This window comes from Corallococcus sp. CA049B, from assembly GCF_003611685.1.
In the GTDB taxonomy this organism is placed as follows: domain Bacteria; phylum Myxococcota; class Myxococcia; order Myxococcales; family Myxococcaceae; genus Corallococcus; species Corallococcus coralloides.
The window spans coordinates 1-1,175 of record NZ_RAWC01000458.1 but is presented as its reverse complement, the minus strand read 5'-3'; the positions used below and the strand labels follow the sequence as shown (position 1 = coordinate 1,175).

Below are 1,175 nucleotides of genomic sequence, written 5' to 3'. Positions count from 1 at the left end.
GCTCTGGGGGGCGCCGGGGGTGGGGCTGGCCGCGCAGGCGCCCGCCACCGCGCAGCGGACGCAGCGCACGCCCGACACCGCGCAGGTTTCCGCGGCGGAGGCGAAGGAGGCGCTGCAGCAGGCGTACGCGCGCTTCAGGGGCGTGAAGGACGGCAAGAACGCGGACTACATCCCGTCGCTGGCGAAGGTGGACCCGAACCTCTTCGGCATCGTGCTGGTGACGGTGGACGGGCGCGTCTACTCGGTGGGTGACGCGGAGCACCCCTTCGCCATCGAGTCCGTGTCCAAGCCCTTCACGCTGGCGCGCATCCTCCAGGACGTGGGGGCGGAGCAGGTGGAGACGAAGATTGGCGCCAACGCCACCGGCGAGCCCTTCAACTCCATCATCGCCATCGAGTTGAACCAGGAGGCGAAGCGGCCGCCCGCGGGCAACCCGCTGGTGAACGCGGGCGCCATCACCGCGGTGAGCATGGTGCCGGCAAGGGACGCGAACGACCGGTGGTCCCGCATCCAGGGCACGCTGGAAGACTTCGCGGGGCGGCGGCTCAGCGTGAACGAGGACGTCTACCGCTCCGAGTCCGCCACCAATACGCGCAACCGCGCCATCTCCTGGCTGCTCAAGTCCTACGACGCGCTGCCCGGCGACCCGATGGAGGCGCTGGACCTCTACACGCGCCAGTGCTCGGTGAACGTCACGGCGAAGGACCTGGCCATCATGGGGGCCACGCTGGCCAACGGCGGCACCAACCCCGTCACCGGCAAGCGCGTGGTGGACGCGGACAACGCGCAGAAGGTGCTGTCGCTGATGCTCACCACGGGCCTCTATGAGAACTCCGGGGACTGGTCCTTCACCGCGGGCCTGCCGGCCAAGAGCGGCGTGGGCGGCGGCATCGTGGCGGTGGTGCCCGGCCGCTTCGCGGTGGCGACGTTCTCCCCGCCGCTGGACGAGGCGGGCAATAGCGTGCGCGGCCAGAAGGCGGTGGAGTCCATCATCACGGCGCTGGGCGGGGACATCTTCTCCGGCGGCCCGCGGCAGGCGGCCCGTTCAGGCGGGGACGTGTCCGGCCAGCGATAGGCGCAAGGCACCGGGGGCGGTGATGTCATCCGGGCCCTCGCCTCCCACCATGCTCCGGTCCCCGTGAGAGGGGGCCGGGGGCCTGGGCATGCGCAAGGGG

1 protein-coding gene is annotated in these 1,175 nt (G+C 71.5%); it reads left to right on the top strand.

Annotation, left to right across the window (positions count from 1 at the left end; all coding sequences use genetic code 11):
- Positions 1-1,075: glutaminase A (gene glsA, locus D7W82_RS39705; protein WP_120623191.1), on the top strand; the 1,075-nt coding region annotated here is incomplete at its 5' end.
- Positions 1,076-1,175: the final 100 nt, after the last annotated feature.